At 61.2% G+C, this 25,806-nt stretch carries 23 protein-coding genes and 1 pseudogene; 16 read left to right on the forward strand and 8 right to left on the reverse strand.

Going from position 1 to position 25,806, the window contains the following annotated elements; translation table 11 throughout:
• Window positions 1–18 precede the first annotated feature (18 nt).
• Window positions 19–372, reverse strand: coding sequence for a lysozyme inhibitor LprI family protein (locus tag HJB84_RS15150; protein ID WP_207583852.1), 354 nt, complete (start codon window positions 370–372; stop codon window positions 19–21).
• 23 nt (window positions 373–395) lie between these two features.
• Window positions 396–776, reverse strand: a complete 381-nt coding sequence (locus HJB84_RS15155; protein ID WP_207583853.1) for a YkvA family protein — start codon at window positions 774–776, stop codon at window positions 396–398.
• A 260-nt stretch (window positions 777–1,036) separates the two neighbouring features.
• Here HJB84_RS15155 and HJB84_RS15160 point away from each other — a divergent pair, with 260 nt between their 5' ends.
• Both HJB84_RS15160 and HJB84_RS15165 read left to right on the forward strand, forming a co-directional pair.
• The gene (locus HJB84_RS15160) at window positions 1,037–2,440 is read left to right on the forward strand and encodes a DegQ family serine endoprotease (protein ID WP_221116274.1); all 1,404 of its coding nucleotides are present in this window, start codon (window positions 1,037–1,039) and stop codon (window positions 2,438–2,440) included.
• A complete protein-coding gene (locus HJB84_RS15165; protein WP_221116275.1) occupies window positions 2,437–3,753 on the forward strand; it encodes a replication-associated recombination protein A in 1,317 nt (438 codons plus the stop codon). Before HJB84_RS15160 ends, HJB84_RS15165 begins: the two co-directional genes overlap by 4 nt.
• Window positions 3,754–3,786: 33 nt before the next feature.
• On the opposite strand, the gene HJB84_RS15170 is transcribed toward HJB84_RS15165, so the two are convergent.
• Window positions 3,787–4,461 (reverse strand): VIT1/CCC1 transporter family protein, encoded by a 675-nt coding sequence (locus HJB84_RS15170; RefSeq protein WP_207583856.1) that lies wholly within the window; start codon window positions 4,459–4,461, stop codon window positions 3,787–3,789.
• Between the two features lie 244 nt (window positions 4,462–4,705).
• Window positions 4,706–5,017 carry a DUF1883 domain-containing protein gene (locus HJB84_RS15175; protein WP_207583857.1) on the reverse strand — a complete coding sequence of 104 codons (312 nt, stop codon included), beginning with the start codon at window positions 5,015–5,017 and terminating at the stop codon, window positions 4,706–4,708.
• Between the two features lie 117 nt (window positions 5,018–5,134).
• Between HJB84_RS15175 and HJB84_RS15180 the strand changes: the two genes are divergently transcribed.
• The gene (locus HJB84_RS15180) at window positions 5,135–6,127 is read left to right on the forward strand and encodes an alpha/beta fold hydrolase (RefSeq protein WP_207583858.1); all 993 of its coding nucleotides are present in this window, start codon (window positions 5,135–5,137) and stop codon (window positions 6,125–6,127) included.
• A gap of 41 nt (window positions 6,128–6,168) precedes the next feature.
• Here HJB84_RS15180 and HJB84_RS15185 read toward each other — a convergent pair whose 3' ends face one another.
• Together HJB84_RS15185 and HJB84_RS15190 are read right to left on the reverse strand one after the other, a co-directional pair.
• The gene (locus tag HJB84_RS15185; protein WP_207583859.1) at window positions 6,169–7,173 is read right to left on the reverse strand and encodes a ketopantoate reductase family protein; all 1,005 of its coding nucleotides are present in this window, start codon (window positions 7,171–7,173) and stop codon (window positions 6,169–6,171) included.
• A 154-nt stretch (window positions 7,174–7,327) separates the two neighbouring features.
• On the reverse strand, window positions 7,328–8,179 hold the full coding sequence (locus HJB84_RS15190; RefSeq protein WP_221116276.1) for an oxidoreductase: 852 nt from the start codon (window positions 8,177–8,179) through the stop codon (window positions 7,328–7,330).
• 132 nt (window positions 8,180–8,311) lie between these two features.
• Here HJB84_RS15190 and HJB84_RS15195 point away from each other — a divergent pair, with 132 nt between their 5' ends.
• Together HJB84_RS15195 and HJB84_RS15200 are read left to right on the forward strand one after the other, a co-directional pair.
• Entirely contained in the window at window positions 8,312–9,199 is an 888-nt protein-coding gene (locus HJB84_RS15195) for a LysR family transcriptional regulator (protein WP_221116277.1), read from the forward strand.
• Window positions 9,200–9,369: 170 nt separating this feature from the next.
• Window positions 9,370–10,341, forward strand: coding sequence for an alpha/beta hydrolase (locus HJB84_RS15200; RefSeq protein ID WP_207584293.1), 972 nt, complete (start codon window positions 9,370–9,372; stop codon window positions 10,339–10,341).
• Between the two features lie 30 nt (window positions 10,342–10,371).
• Here HJB84_RS15200 and HJB84_RS15205 read toward each other — a convergent pair whose 3' ends face one another.
• Window positions 10,372–10,995 (reverse strand): carboxymuconolactone decarboxylase family protein, encoded by a 624-nt coding sequence (locus HJB84_RS15205; protein WP_221116278.1) that lies wholly within the window; start codon window positions 10,993–10,995, stop codon window positions 10,372–10,374.
• A 58-nt stretch (window positions 10,996–11,053) separates the two neighbouring features.
• Window positions 11,054–11,626 (reverse strand): annotated as a pseudogene (locus HJB84_RS15210) (sensor histidine kinase); the annotation flags it as partial.
• 259 nt (window positions 11,627–11,885) lie between these two features.
• On the opposite strand from HJB84_RS15210, the gene HJB84_RS15215 reads away from it, so the two are divergent.
• The 11 genes from HJB84_RS15215 (at window position 11,886) to HJB84_RS15265 (ending at window position 25,806) form a co-directional block, all read left to right on the forward strand.
• Window positions 11,886–12,956 carry a LacI family DNA-binding transcriptional regulator gene (locus HJB84_RS15215; protein WP_207583863.1) on the forward strand — a complete coding sequence of 357 codons (1,071 nt, stop codon included), beginning with the start codon at window positions 11,886–11,888 and terminating at the stop codon, window positions 12,954–12,956.
• Between the two features lie 9 nt (window positions 12,957–12,965).
• Window positions 12,966–14,579 (forward strand): acyl CoA:acetate/3-ketoacid CoA transferase, encoded by a 1,614-nt coding sequence (locus HJB84_RS15220; protein WP_207583864.1) that lies wholly within the window; start codon window positions 12,966–12,968, stop codon window positions 14,577–14,579.
• A complete protein-coding gene (locus tag HJB84_RS15225; protein WP_207583865.1) occupies window positions 14,572–15,351 on the forward strand; it encodes an enoyl-CoA hydratase/isomerase family protein in 780 nt (259 codons plus the stop codon). Before HJB84_RS15220 ends, HJB84_RS15225 begins: the two co-directional genes overlap by 8 nt.
• Window positions 15,351–16,871, forward strand: a complete 1,521-nt coding sequence (locus HJB84_RS15230) for an aldehyde dehydrogenase family protein (protein ID WP_207583866.1) — start codon at window positions 15,351–15,353, stop codon at window positions 16,869–16,871. The genes HJB84_RS15225 and HJB84_RS15230 overlap by 1 nt, the downstream gene beginning before the upstream one ends.
• An 88-nt stretch (window positions 16,872–16,959) precedes the next feature.
• Window positions 16,960–18,222 (forward strand): ABC transporter substrate-binding protein, encoded by a 1,263-nt coding sequence (locus HJB84_RS15235; RefSeq protein WP_207583867.1) that lies wholly within the window; start codon window positions 16,960–16,962, stop codon window positions 18,220–18,222.
• 141 nt (window positions 18,223–18,363) lie between these two features.
• A complete protein-coding gene (locus HJB84_RS15240; RefSeq protein WP_207581918.1) occupies window positions 18,364–19,317 on the forward strand; it encodes a carbohydrate ABC transporter permease in 954 nt (317 codons plus the stop codon).
• On the forward strand, window positions 19,314–20,285 hold the full coding sequence (locus tag HJB84_RS15245) for a carbohydrate ABC transporter permease (protein ID WP_207581917.1): 972 nt from the start codon (window positions 19,314–19,316) through the stop codon (window positions 20,283–20,285). Before HJB84_RS15240 ends, HJB84_RS15245 begins: the two co-directional genes overlap by 4 nt.
• A gap of 3 nt (window positions 20,286–20,288) precedes the next feature.
• Window positions 20,289–21,404, forward strand: coding sequence for an ABC transporter ATP-binding protein (locus tag HJB84_RS15250; RefSeq protein WP_221116279.1), 1,116 nt, complete (start codon window positions 20,289–20,291; stop codon window positions 21,402–21,404).
• A gap of 15 nt (window positions 21,405–21,419) precedes the next feature.
• Window positions 21,420–22,925 (forward strand): GMC oxidoreductase, encoded by a 1,506-nt coding sequence (locus tag HJB84_RS15255; RefSeq protein WP_221116280.1) that lies wholly within the window; start codon window positions 21,420–21,422, stop codon window positions 22,923–22,925.
• Between the two features lie 43 nt (window positions 22,926–22,968).
• Window positions 22,969–24,624, forward strand: a complete 1,656-nt coding sequence (locus HJB84_RS15260; RefSeq protein ID WP_207583870.1) for a GMC family oxidoreductase — start codon at window positions 22,969–22,971, stop codon at window positions 24,622–24,624.
• Window positions 24,625–24,636: 12 nt separating this feature from the next.
• The gene (locus tag HJB84_RS15265; protein ID WP_221116281.1) at window positions 24,637–25,806 is read left to right on the forward strand and encodes a Gfo/Idh/MocA family protein; all 1,170 of its coding nucleotides are present in this window, start codon (window positions 24,637–24,639) and stop codon (window positions 25,804–25,806) included.

Genomic DNA, 25,806 nt, shown 5'->3' on the forward strand with positions numbered 1-25,806 from the left:
TCCACCGACCGGTCGCTTTTAAAGCGGCCGGTTGATGTTTTTATAGGTCTCGCCGAGTTGCTTCAGCCGCTCGTCATAGGCAGCCTTGATACAGACGGCATCCGCCGCGCATTCCTGTCGTTTTTTCAGCCAGGCTGTCTGCTCATCCTGCAATGTTCCGCGTGAGCCCATCGCCAGCAGACCGGAAAGCAGCTCGAAGGTCGTCACCATCTTCACGTCGGCATCGTTGAGCGCGCGGTTGTCGCAGATCGCCTTTTCGTCCGGCTTCAATTCTTTCGCATCGCAGTCGAAGCTCGCCGCCTGGGCCATATCCGATGCAAAGATCGAAATCGCAAAGCCAAAGACTATCGTCATCGCTCTTGCCGTCATCATTCCAATATCCCTGTTGTCGCCGGTCAAACCAGTTTGCGCAATGTCAGAGCCAGGAAGATGATGCAGGCGAGCCAGACGGCAAGGATGAAGATCAGTCCGAGACGACTGGAGGGGCGCTCGAGGCGCTTTGTCGCCTGCTCTCGAAGCGCAGTCATCACGTCAGCCGGAACGAGCCGGGTCGCCAACATGATGCCGAGCGGCACGATCAGCAGATCGTCGAGATAACCGAGCACGGGAATGAAATCTGGGATGAGATCGATGGGCGACAGGGCGTATGCGGCAACGGCGGCGGCCACCGCTTTGGCATGCCAAGGCACGCGAGGGTCTCGGGCGGCAAGCCACAGAGCTACGATGTCACGCTTCAGTGACTTCGCCCAGTTTTTGGCTCTTGATATCAGTTGCATGGCCGAAATTCCTGAATCAAGTTCGCAATGACTTCAATCGGTTTCCAAGACGTCCCATGGCCTTATTCTTCCATGCTTCCGCCCTCTTTCCTTTCTAGCGTCGGGCCACAGAACAAGATTCAGATTTTAGGCCGGTTCGATCTAAAATCTGAATCTTGTTCGCAATTAGGTAGTTAGAGCATGATGTCGTCCGAAAACCGCTCACACTTTTCGGCATCATGCTCTAAAACGTTCCACACGAGGATTCAAAAGGGATACCCATGCAAGGCCTGTTCAAGCGCGTCTCCGTCTCGCTGTTCGCTCTCATGCTCGTTCTGCCGGCCGCGGCTGATGCGCAGACGGCAAAGACCGTGCCCGAAAGCCAGATGCAGATGCAGCTCTCCTTCGCGCCGCTCGTCAAACAAACGTCGGGCGCCGTCGTCAATGTCTATGCGGAAAAGACCGTCCGGCGGCAGTCGCCCTTTGCCGGCGATCCCTTCTTCGAGCAGTTTTTCGGCCAGCAGATGCCGAACCGTTCCGAGAAGCAGTCATCGCTCGGCTCCGGCGTCATCGTCGAGGCGAACGGCACCGTCGTGACCAACAATCACGTCGTCGAAGGCGCCGACGACATCAAGGTTGCGCTGCCGGACGGCCGCGAATTCCCCTGCACGGTGGTGCTGCGCGACGACCGTGTCGATCTTGCCGTGCTGAAGATCGACACCAAGGAAAGTTTTCCGACATTGCCGATCGGCAATTCCGATGCCGTTGAGGTCGGCGATCTCGTGCTGGCAATCGGCAACCCCTTCGGCGTCGGCCAGACGGTGACCAGCGGCATCGTCTCCGCACTTGCGCGCAACCAGGTCGTCAGGAACGAGTTCGGCTTCTTCATCCAGACCGATGCTTCGATCAATCCCGGCAATTCCGGCGGCGCCTTGATGAATATGAAAGGCGAACTGATCGGCATCAACACGGCGATCTTCTCGCGCGGCGGCGGCTCGAACGGCATCGGCTTTGCCATTCCCGCCAATCTCGTCAAGGTCTTCCTCACCTCGGCAGATGCCGGCGTCAAATCTTTCGAGCGGCCCTATGTCGGCGCGAGTTTCGATGCCGTGACCTCGGAAGTCGCCGAGGCGCTGGGGCTAAACAAAGCGCGCGGCGCGCTCGTCGTCAAGGTTTCGGAAGGCGGGCCGGCCGCCAAGGCCGGGCTGAAGGCCGGCCAAATCGTCACCGCTGTCGACGGTATTTCCGTCGAACATCCTGATGCGCTGCTTTACCGGCTGACGACGGCCGGTCTTGGCAAGTCGGTCAAACTGACCGTCGTCGAGAACGGCCGCGAGCAGCAGCTGCCGCTGACGCTCGACCGCGCTCCGGAAACCTCGCCGCGCGACCAGCGCACCATTGGCGGGCGCACCCCGTTTAGCGGCGCTGTCGTCGAGAACCTGTCGCCGCGGGTCGCCGACGAACTGCGCATGCCGTCGGAATCGGCAGGAGTCGTCGTATCCGAGGTGAAGGAGGATTCGCCTGCCGCCCGTCTCGGTTTCGAGCCGAAGGATATCATCGTCTCGATCAACGGCACGGACGTGAAGTCGACCAGCGAACTGTCCGAAATCGCCGATAGCGACCCCGGCCTCTGGCGGGTGGAGATCGAGCGCGACGGTCAGCGCATCCGGCAGTTCTTCCGATGAGCAATGATCTCTTCGCGCCGCGTGTTCCGGAGGAGGTGGCCGCCAGGCGGCCGCTTGCCGACCGGCTGCGGCCGAAGACGCTTGCCGATGTCACCGGTCAGGAGCATCTGACCGGTGAAGACGGCGTGCTGAAAAGAATGATCGAAAGCGGTTCGCTCGGCTCGATGATCTTCTGGGGCCCGCCCGGCACCGGCAAGACGACGGTGGCGCGGCTGCTTTCGGGCGAGGCGGGTTTGGCTTTCGAGCAGATATCGGCGATCTTTTCCGGCGTCGCCGATCTGAAGAAGGTGTTCGAGACCGCTCGCCTGCGGCGTATGGATGGCCGTCAGACGCTGCTCTTCGTCGACGAGATCCACCGCTTCAACCGCGCCCAGCAGGACAGTTTTCTGCCGGTCATGGAGGACGGCACCGTCATCCTCGTAGGCGCCACCACCGAAAACCCGTCCTTCGAACTCAACGCCGCATTGCTGTCGCGCGCGCGCGTGCTGACCTTCAAGTCGCATGACGAGGAGAGCCTGGAGGAGTTGCTGAAGCGCGCCGAGACGATCGAGCAGAAGCCGCTGCCGCTGACGGAGGAGGCTCGCGTCAGCCTGATCCGCATGGCAGACGGCGACGGTCGCGCGGTGCTGACGCTCGCCGAAGAGGTTTGGCGCGCCGCGCGCGAGGGTGAAAGCTTCGACACCGAAGGCCTGACGCGAATCGTCCAGCGCCGCGCCCCGGTCTACGACAAGGCGCAGGACGGCCATTACAATCTGATCTCGGCGCTGCATAAATCCGTGCGCGGCTCCGACCCGGATGCCGCGCTCTATTATCTCGCCCGCATGTTCGATGCCGGCGAGGATCCGCTCTATCTCGGCCGGCGGTTGGTACGCATGGCAGTGGAGGATATCGGTCTTGCCGATCCGCAGGCGCTGGTGATCTGCAACGCCGCCAAGGATGCTTATGAGTATCTCGGTTCCCCCGAGGGCGAACTGGCGCTGGCCCAGGCCTGCGTCTATCTCGCCACCGCGCCGAAATCGAATGCCGTCTACACCGCCTTCAAGGCGGCAAGCCAAGCCGCCAAGCAGAACGGCTCGCTGCTGCCGCCGAAGCATATCCTCAATGCGCCGACCAAGCTGATGAAGGGCGAAGGTTACGGCGACGGTTACCGCTACGACCACGACGAGCCGGACGCCTTTTCCGGCCAGGATTATTTCCCGGAGAAGATGGGCCGCCAGACCTTCTACGATCCGCCGGAGCGCGGTTTCGAGCGCGAAATCCGCAAGCGGCTGGAATGGTGGGACAAGCTTCGCAAGGAGCGCAAGCCGCGCTGACGCGTCTGGGCCTGTTCGGTTGGTGAACGGGGCTCAGCCGCCAAGCGCGATCGCTATTGCAACCAGAAGCAAGCCGAGACAAGTCATCGTCATCCCTGCATAAAAAGGCCTGCCTCCTGAAAACCTCGCCCACGCATAGCCCGTCACAAACAGCAGCATGATGAGAAACAGGTTGCTGGTTCTCAGCGCAAGGTGCGCACTGTCGATGAGAAGGAAAGGGATCACTGCGGGAATGGCCGTGGCCGAGACCAGAACGAAGACCGCGATTGCGGCAAACAGATCAGCTTTCGGTAGGGACACCTTCACAGGATCGGCCCGGCATGCGAGCGTCAGGAGTGATCGATAGAGTGCGTCCGCGTCGGCGCCCCTTGCCGAGAACGGTGCCTCTGCAATCGGGAATTCGTTCGCGAGCACCGTCAGCGCCGCAGATTCGCTTCTGGCGGTTTTGATTTGCCGAAAAAGGCGCAGCCGCCTGCTTTTGTAAAACGTCGTACCGAGGAAGAACAAGACGGCGTCAATAATCCCCCAAGCGACGTTGCAGCCGATCGTTGCGACGATCAGATCGTGGACATTTAAGCCTTCCTTTTCAAAAACCAGCCTCGAACCGACCGTCCACGTCAGCGCCATAATCAATCCGAAAAGTACTTCACCGAGCGCATCGCCAGGATCAATGATATTGGTGATACGACCGATCAGATTCGAAGTCATGGACCACTTCCTAGGTGATGAAGATCATGGTTTGATGTTTCCACCAGCGCTCTGGTCGTGGAAGCTAAGCTGATTTGCATGGGTTCGCGCTCTGGGCGGCTACGGCTCGCAACGGGTGAATTGTGATCGACATGGCAGCTTGATTCATTGATCGTGATCAAAGATCAGCTCGATTGGATGGGTCTATAGAGCGCGTCTGCGCTTAGCACTACCGCGTCGGAGTAGAGACGCGGTGCTGTAAAGCTCAGGAAGCGCGCGGCGTCTTCTGATTGCCAGGCCCGGCGATCACCTTGACGGACGAATCCGCCAGCCCGTGATGGCCTTCCATATCGACGACGACATGCCAGTGGCCGCTTTCTGGAACGGCGATCTTGATCGGCGATTTACGCGCCACGCCGCCGATATATTTGAAATCGAGAACCTCGGTGAAGCGCTGGAAATTCGGCGCCGTCATCAAGCGGACATTGTTCACCGCATTCAACGACACCTCGACGATTGTTCCGGCGCGTTGTTCCTTGATATCGTAATGGGTGAAGCGGAAATTCGGTTTCGGCATCTGTCTCGTTCATCTGAAGTCTCTGCGAAGATTTTACCAGCATGCCGGTTAAGGAAAAGTTGGAAATCAGTCTTGAAGCCTCAATCGACAAATCTCTAAGCGCGGTGTCGGAAAAGCATGATCCCTGCCGTCCTTGCGGTATCGACGCAAACATGGAGCAAGGACATGACGAAGATGACGTTGATTTCGATGGTCGCAACGGCTGCCGCATTCCTGGCCGCCCCTGATATGTCGAGCGCCGGCGGTGAAGTACCCGTTGTCGAGGAGAAGGCAGTAGCGCCGATCGTCAAAAAGGGAAGTCTGCCGGTCAATGGCATCGATTATTACTATGAGATCCGCGGCGAGGGCGAACCGCTGCTGCTGCTTCACGGTGGTCTCGGGCAGATCGAAATGTTCGCGCCCGTCATGCCTGTTTTCGCCGACCACCGGCAGGTGATCGCCGTCGATCTGCAGGGACATGGCCGCACGCCGCTCGGCAAACGGCCGATCGACCTTGCGGCAATCGGTGCCGATCTCGCAATCCTGGTGAAGCAGCTCGGCTACGACAAGCTCGACGTCTTCGGCTATTCCTTCGGTGGCGGGGTGGCGCTGAACATGGCGGCCAACGCGCCCGACCAGGTGCGCCGTCTGGTGATCCTCTCGGCGCCCTATGCGCAGGACGGCTTTTTCCCGGAGATGCTGCCGCAGCAGGCGGCCGTCGGCGCCGGCATGGCCGAGATGATGAAGGACTCGCCGATGTTCCTCTCCTATAAGGCGGTGGCGCCCGACGTTTCCGAATTTCCGAAACTGCTCGACGCCATGGGCGCGCTGATGCGCGAACCCAAGGACTATAGCGATGCGGTCGCCAAGCTTACCATGCCGGTGATGCTGATCTACGGCGATGCCGACATGATCCGTCCCGAGCATATGATTGACTTCTACCACAAGCTCGGCGGCGGCCTGCGCGATGCCGGTTGGATGCGGGAGAACATGTCGAAGAACCGGCTGGCAATCCTGCCCGATCTCACCCACTACGAGACCTTCGCCTCGCCGCTCATGGCGAATGTGGCAATGACCTTCCTCGACGGCGGCGGCAAGGCGCCGAACTGGGCCGAGCAGGTCGGAAGATAAGCGAGGCGGCCGGATTTTTCCCGGCCGCATTTTTTTCGCCATCAGCTGCCGCGTCGGTTTTCCCGATCCAGCTGCGTCACCAGCGCCAGGATCGTCTCCGATACCGGCGTCGGTACTGCAGTCAGGCGTCCAAGCGCCACCAGCATGCCGACCAGCGGCGTGATTTCGAGCGCCTTGCCGCCGATCAGGTCCTGCAGCATCGATGTCCGAACGCCGCCAATATTGCGCGATTGTTCCAGCCGTTGCTCGACTGTCATGCTGAAATGCGCGCCGAGCGCATCGCCGACGGCAAGCACTTCCTTCATAACTTTGCCCACCATGTCCATGAGCGCCGGATCCGTCATGATGTCTGTCATCAGCGCCCGTGTCAGGGCGCTGATCGGGTTGAAGGCAGCGTTGCCCATCAACTTGCTCCAGATTTCGCTTCGGATATCGGGAGTGGTCGTAATGCCGAGATCGGCGCCGGTCAGCACCGCCGCTATGGCCTCCAGATCGACAGACATTTCGCCGGACGGCTCGCCGAGCACGAAGCGTCCTTTGTGGGAAAGCTGGATCTCACCCGGATTGACCACTTCGGCGCCTTGATAGGCGACGCAGCCAATCACGCGCTCGGGGCCAACCAGCCGCCAAAGCCTGCCGCTGGGATCGAGCTCATCGAATTGCAGCTCCGCATGCCCGCTCCTGGTATCGCGATGGAAATACCACCAGGGAATGCCGTTGAGGGTCATTATGACGCGGGTGCCCTGTTTCAGCAGGCCTGCGATACCCGCGGCGGCGGGCGCCAACTGATGGCCCTTGAGGCCGGTGATGACCAGATCTTGCGGCGGCAATGTCTTGGGATCGTCGGTTGCGGTCAGCCGCACGTTGAGCGGCGTTTCCGCATCGGCTTCGCGCAGGCTGAGGCCGTTGCTGCGGATGGCGTCGAGATGTGCCCCGCGTGCGACGACGGAAACAGTGATGTAGTCATCGGCCCGGCTTGCGAGCTTGGCGGCGATGGCGCCGCCAAGGGCACCGGCGCCATAAATGCAAATGGTCTTGATGGACATGGATTTGCCTCTTCACGGTGGTGTCTGCCTTAGATCTAGGCCATCCGCGGCGTGAGGCGAATGCCAATATGCCGCAAGGCGCTCTGTCCCGCCGTAACGACAGTGCCGCCGCACCCTTACATCCGGGATGCGGCGGCGGTACCGGCCTTGGCTCTCAGGCCGAGGCTTTTGCATCGCTCGAAAAATCCGTGGAGAGGGCAAGTTCACGCCAGACGGCAAGCTCCTTTTCGACGCTGGCATGCTGCTCCTCGATCACAGCCACCGTGTCGCTGCCGAACGGCATGCGCAGCGGCGGGTTGGCTGAATTGACCATCTTCATGATGCCGGCGGCGAGCTTGGCGGGATTGCCGGGCTGGGCATGATTGGCGTCGGCGGCGAAATTGCGCATGTTGCCGGCCGGCGTGCCTTCGTAATCGGCGATGGAGGTCGGGCTCACCGCCAGCGACGTATCGGCGAGGAAGTCCGTGCGGAAGAAGCCGGGCTCGACGATCGTCACCGTGATGCCGAAAGGTTCGAGTTCGGCGGCCATCGATTCGGACAGGCCTTCGACGGCGAATTTCGTCGAGCCGTAGACGCCCCAGCCGGGATAGCCGAAGTAACCGCCGATCGAAGAGAAGTTCAGAATATGGCCGGAACGCTGGCGGCGCATATAAGGCAACACGGCGCGCGTCACCTTCAGCAGGCCGAAGACATTAGTGGCATAGAGCTTTTCGATCTCTTCGGCCGTGGCTTCCTCGACGGCGCCGAGCAGGCCGTAGCCGGCATTGTTGGCGAGAACATCGATGCGGCCGAAGCGGGCGATGCCGGTAGCCGCAGCGTCTTTCGCCTGCGCCTCGTTGGTGACATCGAGTGCGACGGTAAGCAGATTCGGATGATCGCCGAACTGCTCGGTCACGGTCTTCGGGTTGCGGGCGGTGGCGATAACGGCATCGCCTGATGCAAGGGCTTCCTTGGTCATCAGCGCGCCGAAGCCGCGGGATGCACCAGTGATGAACCAGACTTTCATGACGAATTCCTTTCGGGGACTATTTGCTTGTCTCGGCGTCGCATCTCTGTGCTGACGGGGTTGAATTTGACCGAAAATCCGTTGCTGTATAAGATTTGTTATTCTTGAAACTATGATGAGCAAAATTCAGCAATGCGTGCCACCGAACTTTCCGAACTCGCGGCTTTTGCGGCCGTTGCCCGGCAAAAGAGTTTTCGCAAGGCCGGCGAGGAGAGGGGTGTCACCGCTTCGGCAGTCAGCCATGCCGTGCTCAACCTTGAAGACCGTATCGGCATTCGCCTGCTCAACCGTACGACGCGCAGCGTCTCGCTGACCGAGGCCGGCGAACTGCTGATCTCGCATCTCGACCCGGCCTTTGGCGAGATGGCAGCAGCGCTCGATGCGTTGAACCGATATCGCGACACGCCCTTCGGCAAGGTGAGGATCAATGTGCCGAATTCGATCGGCCCCTTCGTCATCGGCCGCGTCATTGCTCCGTTGCTCCAACGCAATCCCAATTTGCAGTTGGAGATCAACGCGACAGACAGGCTGGTCGATATTGTCGAGGAGGGTTTCGATGCCGGCATCCGCTTCGGTGAGCGCCTCACCGAGGGCATGATCGCACTGCGCATCAAGCCGCGCATCCGCTTGGTCGTCGTCGCTTCGCCCGCCTATTTCGAGGCCCGGCCGAAGCCGGCGACGCCGCACGATCTCAAGCGCCATCTCTGTATCCAGAACATGTTTCCGTCAGGTGCACGCTATGCCTGGGAGTTCGAGAAGGATGGCCAGGCGGTGAGCTTTCAGCCGACGGGACCGCTGTCGCTCGACGATCACGAACTGATGATGCAGGCAGCGCTCGGCGGTGTCGGTCTTGCCTATATCTGGGAACCGCGCGTGGAAAAGGCGATCGCCAATGGCGAACTGATCCAGGTGTTGGAAGACTGGTGCCAGCCGGAGGAGCCGCTCTATCTCTACTATCCGAGCCGACGCCACATGTCGGCGGGCTTCAGGGCAGTCATCGACGCGATGAGAGCCGAGTAAAAAAGGTGAGGATTCGCATCCCTCAGCCTTTTGACTCCTGCGCGTGAACTGGCCAATGATGCTGCCATGGCCGCCATGGCCAGCATCATCGGGAGAGGTTGATGAACGGTCGAATTTTGCCAACTGGTAATCGAAGAGCTTCAAAGCGGCTCAGCGGTCTGTTGCCCACATTGGCCGCGCTGATGCTGCTGGCTTCGGCGGCGGCCGGCAAGGACATTGGACCGCAAAGCCAGGCCTCACGCGAGCAGGTCGAAAAGCTCGTCGGCCTCTGGAAGGATCATTTTGCCGGCGCCGACGGCTTGCAGCAGCGGCGGACAGCCTTTCGGGCGCTGATGGAAACGACGCCGGGGCCGACCCGCATCCAGGTCCGGCAGGTCGATGCGGACGGCGTCGATGCCGAGCTGATGTGGCCGGCCCGGCTACATCACCCGATCGGCCAAAGGATGATCCTCTATATTCACGGCGGCGGCTTCTCCAGCGGCTCCATCCGCACGCATAGCCTGCTTGCCGGCTCGCTCGCCAAGGCCGCATCCAGCGATGTGCTTCTTGTCGATTATCGGCTGATGCCCGAATATACCTATCCCGCGCAGATCAACGACGCGCTGACGGCCTATCGCTGGCTTCTCGACAATGGTTATCGCAATGACAATATCGTCATCGCGGGAGACGGCGCCGGCGGCAATATCGCGATCGAAACCGTGCTCCGGCAGATGCAGGCCGGAAAGGCGCTGCCGGCGGCGGTCATTGCGCTCAGCCCCATCACCGATCTTGCCGCGACGGGCGGATCGATGACATCGAATGCCGACAGCGATCCGCTGGTCGGCAAAGACTGGATCGGGGCCTTACGCAAGGCCTATCTCGGCAACCGGTCGCCGACCGATCCCCAGGCATCGCCGCTTTATGCCGATATGACCGGCTTTCCGCCGCTGCTGCTACAGGTCGGTTCCGGCGAAGTCCTGCTGGATGACACGTTGCGGCTCGCCGACAAGGCGCGCCAGGCGGGGGTGGACGTCACCACCGAGATCTGGCCAGGCATGCCGCATCAGTGGCAGTTGTTTCCCTCGCTGCTCGACGATGCCGATCGGTCGAGTCAGAATCTCGCCGAGTTTGCGATCCGGCATTTTGAGGACAAACCGGAATAATAGGGGCCACAAGAGTAGGGACTCACTCTCTCATTGCGATGTGCCACGCGACGGTGACGGCGCCAGCGGCCGCTCGACTTCCCGGCCCACGCTGAGCGCCTTTCTGATATTGGGCTCCAGCCGCTCGATATAGGCGTGATCGGGCGCGGCGCCGAGCGCATCCAGCATTTTCGAGAAGAAACACCGGGCCGCTGCCGCGGCCGTGATGTCGAAGACCTCGGCATCGCTCAGCCCGTGTTTCTTCAGCCCGTCTATATCCTGCTGGGTGACCGACGTCGCGTCGCGCGCCACCTTGGCGGCAAAGGCCATGATCGCCCGTTCGCCGGCATCGATCGGCGCTTTCTCCGTCTCGTTGACAACGGCCGTCAGCCCGTCGCTGGTAAAGCCCTCGCGCAACAGCACCGAGCCGTGCGCCAGCATGCAATAGGAGGATTTCAGCTCCTTGGCCGCCGCCAGCGTCACCAACTCATAGCGCCTGAGGCTCATATGGCCGCGAATGCTCGAAAGCAGCGCTGCCCAGTTCTCCATCACCTCCGGCCGGTGACCGAAGGCACGGTACATGTTCGGCAGATAACCATAATTCGCCTCGGCCGACGCATACATCGACGTCGTCTTCTCGCTGGCGGATGCATTGGGGGTGTGAATGAAAGCCATGGCATGATCCTCCTCTATTGAGAAGGATAGGGTAGATATGCAGGACAGCAATCCTGAATTAACAGGCAGCGTCACCGCTCGCAGAAGCGTTACCGGTTCGCTCGGTGGGAAGGGTTACGCTAAAGGTCGATCCGCACCCTCGTGCGCTTCGAACCTCGATCGAGCCGTGGTACAGTTCGACGATCTGCTTCACCAGATTGAGGCCGATGCCGGTGCCGGCAATTCCAGTCGACGTTCCCGCACGAAAATAACGCTGGAACAGCCGGGGCACGTCTTCGGGATCGATCCCCACGCCGTCATCGCTGACCGAGACTGTGACGTTTCCCGTCTCCTCCCATGCCGTGACGCGAATTTCGGAGGTTCCGAGCGCGTATTTGACGGCATTGGACAGCAGGTTGGTAAAGACCTGCGCCAAAGTGCGCGGATCGGCATCGATGAACTCAGGTAGCCTGTCGATCTCCAATACAAAGCTGTGCGTCCTGGCGATCGAAGACTGCCGCTCGCAACAGGTTCTTATCAATGATCTCAAGGCGCAGGCGTCGTAGCCGATATCGATTTTGCCGGTGTCGAGGCGCCCGGCCGAAAGGATGCTCTCCATAAGATCGACGATCCGGTTAACCGATGCGCGGACTGCTCGTCCAGAAGGCCAGGGCTGTCCTTTCCCACCTCGTTGACATCACTCGGCATGGGTTCACTGATCCTGACAAACAAGCCAGCCGAGTGATTGGAATTTAGATCGTTCCAATTTTCCGGTTGAGATTACGATCGAGAACGGCGCTGAATTCTCAAGGGAAATGAACAAATCGATAATGGGACTGCAAATGTCACTTGACAAAATTGGAACGTTCCAAATATTTATCCATCAGTCGACGTCGTGGTCGGAGAGGGAAATGACAAAGACGCGGGTAACCGTCATCGACATCGCAAAGGCCGCCGGCGTCTCCAAGTCGACGGTTTCGCTGGTGCTTCAGGGCTCCTCCCTGGTCAATGAAGGGACGCGTGCCAAGGTCAATGCCGTGATGCGCGAACTCGGCTACGTCTATAATCGCGGCGCAGCCAATCTTCGCCAAGCCGGTGCCAAATCGAAGATCGTAGGGGTCGTAGTCAACGACCTGACCAACAGCTTCTTTGCCGAGCTGGCGGTCGGCGTCGATATGGTCGTTCAGTCGGCCGGATTCGTGCAGTTCCTGTCGAACACCAGTGAAAGCATCGACCGGCAGCGCGAGGTCGTCGCATCGATGCGTGAGCATGGCATTTCGGGGCTGATCGTCTCGCCGGCGCGCGCCACCGATGCCGCCGATTTCAAGCCGCTCGTGGCGGCCGGCATACCGGTGGTGGTGGTCGTTCGAAACCTGCCCGGCGCCAAGGTCTCGTCGATCGTCTCCGACAACCAGGCCGGCATGATGTCGGCGGTCAAGCACCTGGCGGGCCTCGGTCACAAGCGCATCGCTTTTCTCGGCGGCTTTCCCGACACCGCCGTCTTCGACGACCGGCTTGCCGGTTACCGAAGCGGTGTAGAGGCAGCCGGGCTCGATTATCACGAGGATCTGGTCGTCTCATCCGCGCCGTCGCGGGCCGGCGGGGTAGAGGCGATCGGAAAGGCGATTACGCTTGGCCGTCGGCCGACCGCAGCGGTCTGCTTCAACGATGCCGTGGCCTTCGGCGTTTGCGACGGATTGCGCGCGCGCCGTCTGGAGCCTGGCGCCGACTTCGCAGTGGTGGGTTTCGACGATGTCATCGAGGCTCAGGCAGCGGTTCCGGCGTTGACCACGGTCTCGGTCGATCCGCAAGGCATCGGGCGCCGCGGCGCACAGATGCTTCTGAAGCAGATCAATGCCGGCAAGGCCGAGGCCGAGACGGTGATAACAGCCGTTCGCCTGGTTGTCCGCGAGAGCTGCGGCGCTGGCAAGACCACGCCGGCAAAGACCGGCAAGAGCGTAAAAATCGAAACAGGACGCTGAGCAACGCATATGAAGAAGCATCTCACCCCAGCCGAAGCGGCCGCGTTGATCCCGGATGGCGCCATTGTGACGGTATCGTCATCGAGCGGTCTCGGTTGCCCGGATCTCATGCTGAGGGCCATTGGCGAGCGTTTCGATGCGACCGGTCATCCCCGTGACTTGACGACCCTTCATCCGATCGCCGCCGGCGACATGAGCGGCATCAAGGGCGTCGACCATATTGCCAGGAAGGGTCTGCTCAAGCGTATCATCGGCGGCTCCTATCCATCGGGACCGTCGTCATCAGAGCCGCCGCTGATCTGGCAGATGATCACCAATAACGAGATCCCGGCATACAATATTCCCTCCGGCATCCTCTTCGACATCCATCGCGAAGCCGCCGCCAAACGGCCGGGCGTCCTGACCAAGATCGGCATCGACACATTCGTCGATCCCGAGCGGCAGGGCTGCGCGATGAACGAGCTGGCTTCGGAACACCCGGTGGTCAAGCGTGTCGGCTTCGAGGGTGACGACTGGCTGTTCTTCCCCTCGATCGTCCCTCAGGTCGCCATTATCCGCGCCACCACCGCCGATGAGCGTGGCAATCTTACATACGAACATGAAGGCGCATATCTCGGCGGCCTCGATCAGGCGCTGGCCGCCCGCAACAATGGCGGCATCGTCATCGCGCAGGTCAAGCGGATCACCAAGGAAGGCTCGCTGAAACCCCATGACGTCCGCGTGCCTGGAATGCTGGTCGACTATATCATCGTCGATCCCGATCAGAAGCAGACGACGCAGACAGGGTACGATCCGGCAATTTCCGGTGAGATCTTCCGCCCGCTCGCGAGCTTCCACGTTCCGGAATTCAATGTTCAGAAAGTCATCGCGCGCCGCGTCGCGCAGGAACTTCAATCGGGAAGCTGCGTCAATCTCGGCTTTGGCATCTCGGCCAACGTGCCGCGTATTCTGCTGGAGGAGGGCCTTCACGGCGCAGTCACCTGGGTGATCGAGCAAGGCGCGGTCGGGGGCGTGCCGCTGCTCGACTTCGCATTTGGCTGTGCCTCCAATGCGGATGCATATATGCCGTCTCCCTACCAGTTCACTTACTTCCAGGGCGCAGGTTTCGATGCGTCGCTGCTGTCCTTCCTCGAGATCGGCAAGGACGGTTCGGTCAACGTCTCCAAGCTTTCCTTCCGGCCGCATGTGACGGCTGGCGCCGGAGGCTTCGTCGACATCACGGCGCGGGCAAAGAAGATCGTCTTCTCCGGCATGTTCAACGCCGGAGCAAAGCTTTCGATCGCCGATGGGGCTCTTCTCATCGAAAAGGAAGGCAAGCTGAAGAAGCTCGTCAACGCGGTCGAGCATGTCACTTTCAGCGGTAGGCGGGCGATCGAGCAGGGGCAGGAGATCACCTATGTCACCGAGCGGTGCGTCATGAAGCTGATGCCGGATGGCATCGTCCTCACCGAGATTGCGCCCGGCGTCGATCTCCAGTCCCATATCCTGGATCAATCGGAGTTTCCGCTGATCGTCGCCCCCGACCTGAAAGTCATGGACGCCGCACTCTTCGGCGAGGCAGCCATCGGCCTGTCGCTTCCAGCCAAAAGGGAACGGACGCTGGAGGGCGGTTTCAATGGCTAGCGGAACAGTCAGAGTTGACATCGACGGACATGTTGCGACGCTGACGATTTGCCGTCCGGAGAAGCTGAACGCGCTCGATCTCGACATGCTGAAGGCCTTAGCGGACGCGGCCGACGCGGTGGAGGCGAACCCGGATGTGCGCGCCGCCGTTCTGACGGGCGAAGGAAGGGGATTTTCCGCAGGCGGCGATATCAAGGCCTGGGGCGGAATGCTGCCGCAGGAATTCGGTCATCTCTGGGTTCGGTACGGTCATCGTATCTTCGAAAGACTGGCGACGCTACGGGTGCCGCTGGTCGCGGCGCTGAACGGCCACGCCCTCGGCGGCGGGTTGGAGCTGGCGGGCGTTGCCGACATTCGCCTCGCAGAGCAACACATCAAGATCGGCCTGCCGGAGACCGGCCTCGGAATGGTGCCGGGCTGGTCGGGGACCCAGCGTCTCGTGCGCCGGTTCGGGGCGCAGGCCATCCGGCGCATGGCGCTCGGCGGTGAGATCTTCACCGCCGAGGAGGCAAGGCTGCTCGGCATCGTCGACGCAGTCGTTCCAACAGGAAATTCACTCGCCGCCGCCAGGGAATATGCTGAGAGGATTGCTGCAAGAGGGCCGGCTGCCGTCGAGATCGCCAAGTTGATGATCGCATCGGCGAATGGTGAAGACAATGGAACCGCGGTCGAAGCCCTGGGCTCGATCCTCGCCGCCAAGACCGGCGATCTGAAGGAGGGCGTCGCATCATTCAGCGAGAAGCGCCCGGCAACGTTCAAGGGAGAATGGTAATGACGGTTCTCGTCAACCCCACCGCGCTCAGCGACCACAAAGCGCGTGATTTCAAGATGCTGATCGATGGCAAATGGGAGACCGGCGCTGCCGATCCGATCGAGCGTGTCGCGCCAAGCCATGGTGTCGTGGTCAGCCGGTTCCCGACCGGCAGCAGGACGGATGCCGAGCGCGCCATTGCTGCGGCACGCAAGGCCTTCGACCTCGGGCCATGGCCCCGCATGACCGCGTCCGAACGGTCCGCCATCCTGCTCAAAGCTGCCGATCTGATCGCCGCGCGTGCAGAGGAGCTGGCGTTTCTGGATGCTATCGAGGCAGGCAAACCGATCACGCAGGTGCGGGGCGAAATTGCCGGCTCGGTCGATATCTGGCGCTATGCGGCGGCTCTTGCACGCGATCTCCATGGCGAAAGCTACAATACGCTCGGCGACGGCACGCTCGGCGTCGTCCTGCGCGAAGCGATTGGCGTGGTCGCGATCATCACGCCCTGGAACTTTCCGTTCCTGATCGTCGGCCAGAAGCTGCCCTTCGCGCTCGCCGCGGGCTGCACCGCCGTCGTCAAACCCTCGGAGCTGACCTCAGGATCGACACTTGTGCTCGGAGAGATCTTGCAGCAGGCAGGCGTTCCGGATGGCGTCGTCAACATTGTCACCGGTGGGGGATCTGAGGTCGGCGCCATCATGACCTCTCATCCTGACGTCGACATGGTGTCCTTCACCGGCTCGACCGGCGTCGGAAAACTGACGATGTCGAATGCGGCGCAGACGCTGAAGAAGGTGTCGTTGGAATTGGGGGGCAAGAACCCACAGATCGTCTTTCCGGATGCCGATCTCGATGCGTTCATCGACGCTGCGGTCTTCGGCGCCTATTTCAATGCCGGCGAGTGCTGCAACGCCGGCTCGCGGCTGATCCTGCACAAATCAATCGCCTCCGATGTCGTCAAGCGGATTGCCGCGTTGTCGAAGGCAGTGAAGGTCGGCGACCCGCTCGATCCATCGACGCAGGTCGGCGCGATTATCACGCCGCAGCACCTGGAGAAGATTTCAGGATATGTCGCCGGTGCCAGGAGCAGCGGTGCTCGGATCGCGCATGGCGGCGAGACGCTCGACCTCGGCATGGGACAGTTCATGTCGCCGACGATCCTCGAAGAGGTTACCCCTGATATGGCGGTGGCGCGCGAGGAGGTCTTTGGCCCGGTCCTTTCGGTCCTGACATTCGAGACATCGGCAGAAGCGATCAGCATCGCCAATTCCATCGACTACGGTCTGTCGGCCGGTGTCTGGAGCCGCGATTTCGACACGTGCCTGACGATCGGCCGGTCGGTGCGGGCAGGGACGGTCTGGATGAACACCTTTATGGACGGCGCCTCGGAGCTTCCCTTCGGCGGTTACAAGCAGAGCGGCCTCGGCCGCGAGCTCGGCCGCCATGCGGTCGAGGACTACACCGAGACCAAGACGCTGAACATGCATATCGGCAAACGCACCGGCTGGTGGATGCCGCAGACGGAAAAGCTGGCTTAGCCGGTAATGAAACTACGCCTGAGGAGGGCGGGTGATTGGTGCGGGAATGGGTCCCGCATCTTCCAAAATGGAACTGGGAGGATCTTCGATGAATAGGTTTTTGACCACGACTGCCGTGATCGCATTGGCTCTGGCCGGCGCTCATGTGTCCGCTCGCGCAGCTGACGTAAAAGAAGTTCAGATGCTGCACTGGTGGACGTCTGGCGGCGAGGCAGCGGCGCTGAACGTTTTGAAGCAGGATCTGTCGAAGGAAGGTTTTGCCTGGAAGGACGTGCCGGTTGCCGGCGGCGGCGGTGATGCGGCGATGACGGCGTTGAAGGCGATGGTTGCCGCAGGCACCTATCCGACAGCCTCGCAGATGCTGGGCTATACCGTGCTCGATTATGCCCAGGCCGGCGTCATGGGCGACCTGACCGAGACGGCCAAGAAGGAAGGCTGGGACAAGTCGGTGCCGGCAGCGCTGCAGAAGTTCTCGGTTTATGACGGCAAGTGGGTCGCAGCCCCGGTCAACGTGCATTCGGTCAACTGGCTGTGGATCAACAAGGCGGTGATGGACAAGATCGGCGGCACCCAGCCGAAGAGCTTCGACGAGCTGATCGCGCTGCTCGACAAGGCCAAGGCTGCGGGTGTGATCCCGTTGGCGCTCGGCGGCCAGAACTGGCAGGAAGCGACGATGTTCGATTCCATCGTGCTGTCGACCGGCGGTCCGGAATTCTACAAGAAGGCTTTCAACGACCTCGACGAGGAATCGCTGAAGTCGGACACGATGAAGAAGTCCTTCGACAATCTGGCGACGATCATCAAATATGTCGATCCGAACTTCTCGGGCCGCGACTGGAATCTGGCGACCGCCATGGTCATCAAGGGTGATGCGCTGGTGCAGGTGATGGGCGACTGGGCCAAGGGCGAATTCGTCGCCGCCAAGAAGACCCCGAATACCGACTTCCTCTGCTACCGCTTCCCCGGCACCGAAGGCAGCGTCGTCTACAACTCCGACATGTTCGGCATGTTCAACGTCCCCGACGACCGCAAGGCGGCCCAGGTGGCGCTGGCGACCGCAACGCTGTCGAAGAGCTTCCAGTCGGCCTTCAACGTCGTCAAGGGTTCGGTGCCGGCCCGCACCGACGTTCCCGACACCGACTTCGACGCCTGCGGCAAGAAGGGCATCGCCGACCTGAAGGCTGCCAATGAGGGCGGCACGCTGTTCGGCTCGCTGGCCCAGGGTTATGGCGCACCGCCGGCCATCGCCAATGCCTACAAAGATGTCGTCTCGAAGTTCGTCCACGGCCAGATCAAGACCTCCGACGAAGCCGTCAAGCAGCTCGTCCAGGCGATCGACGACGCCCGCTGAGACCACGCTCGATGACACCGCTTCCCCGCGCATTGTCGCGGGGAAGCCTCAGGCTCCGACGATCATCCCGCGACGATTGTGCGGAGAGGCTATGCAGGGATCATGCAGGGCCACCATCATGCAGGAGGGAGACGACATTCCATGAGCACCGTTGCGACCACCGATCCGGTTCTGACGCCGGCGCAATCGACGCCGATCTCGCTCAGAGGCCGGCTGCAGGATGCGTTGCCGAAGATCGTGCTGGCGCCGAGCTTCGTCATCACCCTGGTCTTCGTCTACGGCTTCATCGTCTGGACGGCCTATCTGTCGTTCACCAATTCCAAGACCTTTCCGTCCTATGCGCTGACCGGGGCGCGCGCCTATCAGCGGCTGTGGCGCTGGACCTTCGAGAGCGATCCGCCGTCCTCCTGGTATACCTCGATCACCAACATGGCGATCTTCGGCTTTCTCTATATCGGCATCTGCCTGGCGCTCGGACTGTTCCTGGCCATCCTGCTCGACCAGAAGATCCGCGGTGAAGGCATATTGCGGCCGATCTTCCTCTATCCGATGGCGCTGTCCTTCATCGTCACCGGGGTTGCCTGGAAATGGTTCCTCGATCCCGGCCTTGGGCTCGAGCAGACGCTGCACCACTTCGGCTGGACGAGCTTCCACTTCGACTGGATCAAGAACAAGGACTTCGTCATCTACACCGTCGTCATCGCCGGTGTCTGGCAGGCGTCCGGCTTCGTCATGGCGATGTTTCTGGCCGGTCTTCGCGGCATCGACGGCGAGATCATGAAGGCGGCCCAGATCGACGGCGCTTCCGCTTTCCAGCTCTATCGGCGCATCGTCATTCCGCTCTTGCGGCCGATCTTTCTCTCGGCCTTCATCGTGCTCGCCCATATGGCAATCAAGTCCTACGACCTGGTGGTGGCGCTGACCTCCGGCGGCCCCGGCGGCTCGGCCTGGCTGCCATCGAACTTCATGTATGAATACACCTTCAAGCGCAACGAGATGGCCGTCGGCTCGGCCAGCGCCATCATCATGCTGATGACGATCTCGGCGATCATCGTTCCCTATCTCTATTCCGAACTGAAGGAGAAGGCGCGATGAGCAGCGTCACCTCTTCGACGATAACTGCGACCACACCGCCTTCGCAGAGCGGCGACAACAGGAATAACAACACCCGCTGGATCGGCCGGCTGGTCATCTACGGCCTGCTGGTCATCTTCGCCGTCCTCTATCTGATGCCGCTCTTCGTCATGCTTACCACCTCGTTCAAGACTATGGACGAGATCCAGAACGGCAACATGCTGGCGCTGCCGCAGACGCCGACCTTCGATCCCTGGATCAAGGCCTGGGGCGAGACCTGCGTCGGGCTGACTTGCGCCGGCATCAAGGGCTACTTCTGGAACTCGATCAAGATGGTGGTGCCGGCGGTGGCAATCTCCACCATCATGGGGGCGCTGAACGGCTATGTGCTGACCAAGTGGCGTTTCCCCGGCCATACGCTGGTGTTCGGGCTGATGCTGTTTGCCTGCTTCATCCCGTTCCAGTCGGTGCTCTTGCCGATGGCAACGATCCTCGGTTCGCTCGGCCGCTTCGGCATGACGCTGCAAAACGCCACCGGCTTTACCTTCGGCTTCGGCAATCCGACCGTCAATCTGGTCTTCGTGCATGTCGTCTACGGCCTCGGCTTCACCACGCTGTTCTTCCGCAATTTCTACGAGGCCTTTCCGACCGAGCTGGTAAGGGCCGCCCAGGTCGATGGCGCCAGCTTCTTCCAGATCTTCCGCCGCATCATGCTGCCGAACTCGCTGCCGATCATCGTCGTCACGGTGATCTACCAGTTCACCAATATCTGGAACGACTTCCTGTTTGCCTCGGCCTATGCCGGCACCGGTGATTCCATGCCGATGACGGTGGCGCTGAACAATGTCGTCAACACCTCGACCGGTGTGGTCGAATACAATGTCAACATGGCTGCGGCGATGATCGCGGCCGTTCCCACGCTGATCGTCTATATCCTCGCCGGCCGCTACTTCGTGCGCGGTCTGATGGCGGGCGCTGTCAAAGGGTAACCCATGGCCTTCCTCGAAATCTCCGGTCTCAGAAAACGCTTCGGCGCCATCGACATTCTCAAGGGGATCGACCTCGAACTCGAAAAGGGCGGCTTTCTCGTGCTGGTCGGCCCGTCCGGCTGCGGCAAGTCGACCCTGCTCAACACCATTGCCGGGCTGGAGACGATCACCTCTGGCGATATCCGCATCGACGGGCGCGATATCAGCGGCCTGCATCCCTCCAAGCGCGACATCGCCATGGTGTTCCAGTCCTATGCGCTCTATCCGAACATGACGGTGGCGGGCAATATCGCCTTCGGCATGGAGATCCGCGGCGTTCCGAAGGAGGAGCGCGCCAAGGCGATCAAGCAGGTCTCCGACATGCTGCAGATCGGCCATCTGCTCGACCGCAAGCCGAGCCAGCTTTCCGGCGGCCAGCGCCAGCGCGTCGCCATGGGTCGGGCGCTGGTGCGCAATCCGCAGGTCTTCCTGTTCGACGAGCCGCTGTCCAATCTCGATGCCAAGCTGCGTGTCGACATGCGCACCGAGATCAAGCGGCTGCACCAGCGCATGGGCACCACCTTCGTCTATGTCACCCACGACCAGATCGAGGCGATGACGCTGGCGACCAAGATCGCCGTGCTGAAGGACGGGGTGCTGCAGCAGTTCGGCACGCCGGCCGAGATCTATAACAACCCCGCCAATCTGTTTGTCGCCGACTTCATGGGATCGCCGGCGATGAACCTGCTGAACGCCACCGTCGAGAATGGCGCGGCCGGGCTTGCCGTCGCGCTGGAGCGGCCGAACGCCGCCCCGCTCCGACTGCCGGTGGTCTCAGGCAATCACGGCCTGTCTTCCTATGCCGGAAAACAAGTGATCTTCGGCATCCGCCCGGAAGCCTTGACCGACCCCGACGGCGCCGACCGCAAGGCGCGCTCGCTGACCGAGGACGATTGCCTGATCGAGGTGGTCGAACCGGCCGGCTCCGACACCTTCGCCGTCACCAAGCTCGGCGGCAAATCCGTCGTCGCCCGCCTGCGCGCCGATGCCGGCATCGCTCCGGGACAGACAACTCGCCTTGCCTTCAATCTCGACAAGGCCGTGTTCTTCGATCCGGACAGCCAGGTGCGGATTATATGACGGCCAGGCGCTGATATGAACAGTTCACCAGACATCGTCATCATCGGTTCAGGCGTCGGCGGCTCCACCGTCGCCGCCGGCCTGGCTGCGACCGGCGCGCGGATATTGATCCTCGAAGCCGGCGATCACATCGCCGATCTTCCTGTCAATCGCGACCAGCGCGCCATCTTCCAGCGGGGACATTTCCGGCCGAAGGAAACCTGGTACGAGGCAAACGGCAAAGGCTTCAATCCCGGCAACTATTACAATGTCGGTGGCAATTCGAAATTCTATGGCGCCGTTTTGTCGCGCTATCGCAAAGAGGATTTCGGCGTGATCGAGCATCGGGAAGGCGTGTCGCCGGCCTGGCCGTTTGCCTATGAGGAGTTGGAGCCGTGGTACGCTAAGGCGGAAAGGATGTACCAGGTTCGCGGCAACCTCGGCGAAGACCCTACCGAGCCTTATCACTCGACTGCCTACGGCTACCCACCCGTGCCGGACGAGGCGCCGATCGCCGATGTCAGGGCGCGCCTCAAGGAAAAGGGCCTGCACCCGTTTTCCCTGCCGCTCGGCCTGGACCTCGACGCCTGGCTTTCCAAGGCACGCACGCCCTGGGATGCGCATCCGAATGCACGGGACGGCAAGATGGATGCCGAGACAGCAGCGCTTGCGGTAGCGTTAAGCCATGAGAACGTGCGGCTCGAAATCAATGCGCGCGTGACGAGGCTCGATACCGCAGCGGGGAGCCGGATCGACCGGGTCACCTATGTCAGGAACGGCGAGACGCTGACGGTTTCGCCGAAGATCCTGATCCTTTCGGCCGGTGCGGTTCAGTCGTCGGTGCTTCTGCTTCGCTCGAAAAACGACCGCTTCCCAGGAGGCCTGGCGAACTCCTCCGACCAGGTGGGGCGCAATTTCATGAACCACAACGCCTCCGCCGTCATCGGCGTCTCGCCACGGTTCCGGAACACCTCCGTCTACCAGAAGACCTTTGCCTTCAACGACTTCTATCTCTCGGACGGGAAGGGTGGACCGCCGCTCGGCAACGTGCAGCTCCTCGGCCGGATCTCCGAAAAGGTTCTGAAGGGTTCGCTGCCAAGGGCGCCGGAATGGGTCCTGCGTTTCATCACCAGCCAAGCCATCGATTTCTACGCGATGAGCGAGGACGTTCCCAATCCCGAAAGTCGCGTCATGGTCGATGGAGATCGGATCATTCTCCAGTGGCAACGAACCAACTGGGATGCGCATCTGGCACTTGTCGCCAGGTTGAAGGCGATCCTGAAGTCGATCGGATTTCCGATCGTGCTGTCGAGACCCTTCGACAAGCGCACGCCTTCCCATCAGTGCGGAACGGTCCGCATCGGAAACGATCCCGCGACGGCGCCGCTGGATCCTTACTGCCGTTCTTATGATCACGAAAACCTCTTCGTCGTCGACGCCGGTTTCCTGCCGACGTCGGCTGCCGTCAATCCCGCGCTCACCGTCGCCAGCCAGGCGCTGAGAGTTGCAGATCACATCGCATCGACGGACTTGCAGGCATGAGCAGATCCATTGGCGTCAGCCGGGTTCAAACAGGACAGTAAAAATGGGATTCGACTACATCATCACCGGTGCCGGTCCTGCAGGATGCGTGCTTGCGAGCCGGCTGAGCGAAGATCCGGATATCAGCGTCCTCCTGCTCGAAGCGGGGGGAGGCGACTGGAATCCTCTTTTTCACATGCCGGCCGGCTTCGCCAAGATGACCAAAGGTGTGGCCAGCTGGGGCTGGGAAACCGTTCCTCAGAAACACATGAAGGGCCGGGTGCTACGCTATACGCAGGCAAAGGTCATCGGTGGCGGCTCATCGATCAACGCACAGCTCTATACGCGCGGAAACGCTGCAGATTATGATCTTTGGGCGAGTGAAGACGGCTGCGAGGGCTGGGACTATCGCTCGATCCTTCCCTATTTCAAACGTGCGGAGGACAATCAGCGCTTCGCCGACGACTACCACGCCTATGGCGGTCCGCTTGGTGTTTCGATGCCGGCGGCGCCGTTGCCGATCTGCGACGCCTATATTCGCGCCGGGCAGGAGCTCGGTATTCCCTATAATTATGACTTCAACGGCCGCCAGCAGGCGGGCGTCGGATTTTACCAACTCACCCAGCGCGATCGCCGCCGGTCCTCCGCTTCGCTTGCTTACCTCTCGCCGATCAAGGATCGGAAGAACCTGACGGTTCGGACGGGCGCCCGCGTCGCGCGGATTATCGTCGAGGGAGCGCGTGCGACAGGCGTCGAGATCGCCACCGCGCGCGGCTCGGAAATCGTCCGCGCCGAGCGTGAAGTGCTGATCTCCTCCGGCGCGATCGGATCGCCGAAGCTGCTTTTGCAGTCCGGCATAGGACCGGCCGATCACCTAAGGTCTGCGGGCGTCAAGGTGCTCCACGATCTGCCCGGCGTCGGCGGCAATCTTCAGGATCACCTCGACCTTTTCGTCATCGCCGAGTGCACCGGCGATCATACCTATGACGGCGTCGCAAAGCTTCACCGCACGCTTTGGGCCGGTCTTCAATATGCCCTGTTCCGCAGCGGTCCGGTTGCCTCGTCGCTCTTCGAGACCGGCGGCTTCTGGTATGCCGATCCCGACGCTCGGTCTCCTGATATCCAGTTCCACCTCGGTTTGGGTTCGGGTATCGAAGCGGGCGTCGAGCGGCTCAAGAACGCCGGCGTGACGCTCAATTCCGCCTATCTGCATCCGCGCTCGCGCGGGACGGTGCGTCTGTCATCCTCCGATCCGGCTGCTGCTCCCCTGATCGATCCCAACTACTGGTCCGATCCTCACGACAGGGCGATGTCCCTGGAGGGGCTCAAGCTCGCCCGAGAGATCATGCAGCAGGCGGCGCTGAAGCCCTTTGTCATGGCCGAAAGGCTTCCCGGGCCGAAAGTCATGACCGACGAGCAGCTCTTCGACTACGGCTGCGCCAACGCCAAGACCGACCATCATCCCGTGGGCACCTGCAAGATGGGAACGGGGCCGGATGCGGTCGTCGGGCTCGATCTCAAGGTCCATGGTCTTGAAGGTCTCCGCGTCTGCGATTCCTCGGTCATGCCGCGCGTGCCGTCCTGCAATACCAATGCACCGACAATCATGGTCGGGGAAAAAGGATCGGACCTCATCCGGGGCCTGTCAGCGCTGCCGTCGGCGATCTTCGCCTACGAACGCAACGACACTAGACCTCGGGCCCGCGCCGAAATCCGCTAAGGAGTAATGACAATGGTCGAAGTGAGAGTTGCAGTGCTTGGCGCCTCGGGCTGGATGGGAAAGATCCACACGATGGCCTATCAGACCTTTGCGCATTTCTTCGGCGTCTCGGACGGGACGGCGCGGATCGTGGCGCTTGTCGATCGCAATCCTGACGCAGTCGAGGATCTCGGCAGCAGGGCGCCGGGTGCGCGGATCTATCAAGACTGGAAACTGGCGATCGCCGATCCTGAAGTCGATCTGATCGATATCTGCCTGCCTGACCACCTTCATTATCCTGTGGCCAAGGCGGCCCTGCTGGCCGGCAAGCATGTCTACTGCGAAAAGCCACTGGCAAACACCGCCGACGAGGCTCGGGAACTGGCAGACATCGCCAGGGAGAAGGGTGTCATTACCCGTGTCGGGCACGCCTTTCCCAGAAACCCCGTCCATGATCTGGCGAAAGACATCATTCAATCCGGCGAAATCGGCGAGATCAAGCTGTTCCGCGGCTGCCAGCACGTCGACATGTTTGGCGATCCAAACGCCCCCTTCATGTGGCGCGCCGATGGAAAGCTGGCGCCAACCGGGATCGTCGGCGACACCGGCTCGCACATTTTCAGCTTCATGGATTTCCTGGTCGGCCGCGTCAGTTCCCTGATCGCTGACAATTTCATCGTGACGCCGCGCCGGCCCGTCGTCGAGGACCTTGCCTATGGCGAGCAGGTGAAGCTCATCGGCAACGAGGCCTGGGCTGATATTACCAACCCCGACGCGACCAACCTGCTGTGCCGGTTTGCCAACGGCGCCGGCGGGATCGTCGATTTCAGCCGTGTCGCGACCGGCCGCAAGTTCATGCAGACCTACGAGGTCTACGGAACGAACGGCAGCATCGCCTATACCTATGACGAGATAAACCGGCTGCGCTTCTATTCCAACGACGACCGGACGGCGCGGCGCGGCTTCCGGGAGATCGACGTCGGGCCGGAAAATCCCACCTTCAAGGCTTTCCTTCCTCTGCCGAATTTCGGCATCGGCTACAATGAAAGCAAGATCATCGAGGTGGCCGAGGTCATCCGTTCGATCGTTGCAAACAAGCCGATGTGGCCGACATTCGATACGGGCCACCACATCTGCCAGATCGTCGATGCATGCATGGAGTCCTCCCGGCAGAAGCGCTGGGTCGACATCCCGTTGGGCTGA

The organism is Rhizobium sp. NZLR1b (genome assembly GCF_019685155.1).
Lineage (GTDB): Bacteria > Pseudomonadota > Alphaproteobacteria > Rhizobiales > Rhizobiaceae > Rhizobium.

Bases quoted from the DNA above. Each gene is read 5' to 3' on its own strand.
- HJB84_RS15150 (WP_207583852.1), bottom strand. From the start codon at position 372: ATGATGACGGCAAGAGCGATGACGATAGTCTTTGGCTTTGCGATTTCG.
- HJB84_RS15225 (WP_207583865.1), top strand. From the start codon at position 14,572: ATGGCTAGCGGAACAGTCAGAGTTGACATCGACGGACATGTTGCGACG.
- HJB84_RS15230 (WP_207583866.1), top strand. From the start codon at position 15,351: ATGACGGTTCTCGTCAACCCCACCGCGCTCAGCGACCACAAAGCGCGT.
- HJB84_RS15205 (WP_221116278.1), bottom strand. From the start codon at position 10,995: ATGGCTTTCATTCACACCCCCAATGCATCCGCCAGCGAGAAGACGACG.
- HJB84_RS15175 (WP_207583857.1), bottom strand. From the start codon at position 5,017: ATGCCGAAACCGAATTTCCGCTTCACCCATTACGATATCAAGGAACAA.
- HJB84_RS15220 (WP_207583864.1), top strand. From the start codon at position 12,966: ATGAAGAAGCATCTCACCCCAGCCGAAGCGGCCGCGTTGATCCCGGAT.
- HJB84_RS15240 (WP_207581918.1), top strand. From the start codon at position 18,364: ATGAGCACCGTTGCGACCACCGATCCGGTTCTGACGCCGGCGCAATCG.
- HJB84_RS15165 (WP_221116275.1), top strand. From the start codon at position 2,437: ATGAGCAATGATCTCTTCGCGCCGCGTGTTCCGGAGGAGGTGGCCGCC.
- HJB84_RS15170 (WP_207583856.1), bottom strand. From the start codon at position 4,461: ATGACTTCGAATCTGATCGGTCGTATCACCAATATCATTGATCCTGGC.
- HJB84_RS15180 (WP_207583858.1), top strand. From the start codon at position 5,135: ATGATCCCTGCCGTCCTTGCGGTATCGACGCAAACATGGAGCAAGGAC.
- HJB84_RS15195 (WP_221116277.1), top strand. From the start codon at position 8,312: ATGCGTGCCACCGAACTTTCCGAACTCGCGGCTTTTGCGGCCGTTGCC.
- HJB84_RS15250 (WP_221116279.1), top strand. From the start codon at position 20,289: ATGGCCTTCCTCGAAATCTCCGGTCTCAGAAAACGCTTCGGCGCCATC.
- HJB84_RS15260 (WP_207583870.1), top strand. From the start codon at position 22,969: ATGGGATTCGACTACATCATCACCGGTGCCGGTCCTGCAGGATGCGTG.
- HJB84_RS15235 (WP_207583867.1), top strand. From the start codon at position 16,960: ATGAATAGGTTTTTGACCACGACTGCCGTGATCGCATTGGCTCTGGCC.
- HJB84_RS15155 (WP_207583853.1), bottom strand. From the start codon at position 776: ATGCAACTGATATCAAGAGCCAAAAACTGGGCGAAGTCACTGAAGCGT.
- HJB84_RS15185 (WP_207583859.1), bottom strand. From the start codon at position 7,173: ATGTCCATCAAGACCATTTGCATTTATGGCGCCGGTGCCCTTGGCGGC.
- HJB84_RS15265 (WP_221116281.1), top strand. From the start codon at position 24,637: ATGGTCGAAGTGAGAGTTGCAGTGCTTGGCGCCTCGGGCTGGATGGGA.
- HJB84_RS15245 (WP_207581917.1), top strand. From the start codon at position 19,314: ATGAGCAGCGTCACCTCTTCGACGATAACTGCGACCACACCGCCTTCG.
- HJB84_RS15160 (WP_221116274.1), top strand. From the start codon at position 1,037: ATGCAAGGCCTGTTCAAGCGCGTCTCCGTCTCGCTGTTCGCTCTCATG.
- HJB84_RS15190 (WP_221116276.1), bottom strand. From the start codon at position 8,179: ATGAAAGTCTGGTTCATCACTGGTGCATCCCGCGGCTTCGGCGCGCTG.
- HJB84_RS15255 (WP_221116280.1), top strand. From the start codon at position 21,420: ATGAACAGTTCACCAGACATCGTCATCATCGGTTCAGGCGTCGGCGGC.
- HJB84_RS15215 (WP_207583863.1), top strand. From the start codon at position 11,886: ATGACAAAGACGCGGGTAACCGTCATCGACATCGCAAAGGCCGCCGGC.